Source organism: Actinoplanes campanulatus, from assembly GCF_014647795.1.
Lineage (GTDB): Bacteria > Actinomycetota > Actinomycetes > Mycobacteriales > Micromonosporaceae > Actinoplanes > Actinoplanes campanulatus.
In genome coordinates this window covers 1-555 of the sequence record NZ_BMPW01000098.1, presented here as the reverse complement: position 1 = coordinate 555, position 555 = coordinate 1, and the positions used below count along the sequence as shown (strand labels likewise).

The following is a 555-nucleotide window of genomic DNA, read 5'->3' as shown; positions in this document are numbered from 1 at the left end:
TCCCCACGGCCATCAGACCATGATCAAGAAGCTCCATGAATACGGGGGTGCCTCACGCACCGTGTCCGAGGGCATCACGGATCCGGACGACCCAATCCACTGTTTGGGAGGCGGCTGGGAGCAGGACCTGTCCTGGCTGGACGGGTTCGACATCACAGAGAGCGTCCGTTGGAGCGAGACGGGTAGTCACCTCTGCGCAGATGTCACGTACCGGGGCGTGATCACCGAGCTTGAGCTGTCCTTCTGGGTCAAGCCTGCGGCGTCCGGCTGGGTCGTCGCGGGACCGGCCACCTTGTGGTAGCGCAACGAAATCTTTCACCTGATCATCAATCAGCGGACTTCGGCTAGCGAGTGAACCCGCCCGTCGGGACTGGTACGTGAGCGTGTGTGCCTTGCCCTGATCAGTGCCGTTCGGAATATCCGCTTATCGCAGGGCCGGATGCCGGCGGCCCTCGGGCGACGCTGACAGCAGCAACGTGCGATCGGCGGAAGATCAGTGTGTCAAGCCCCGGGTTTGATGGAGAGTTGGTTAGCTGGTTTTCAGGGGTGCGGTGA

1 protein-coding gene is annotated in these 555 nt (G+C 62.2%); it reads left to right on the top strand.

The window, feature by feature from the left end:
* On the top strand, positions 1 to 301 hold a 301-nt coding region (locus tag IEZ13_RS46220; protein ID WP_229795836.1), incomplete at its 5' end, for a hypothetical protein.
* Between the last annotated feature and the right edge of the window lie 254 nt (positions 302 to 555).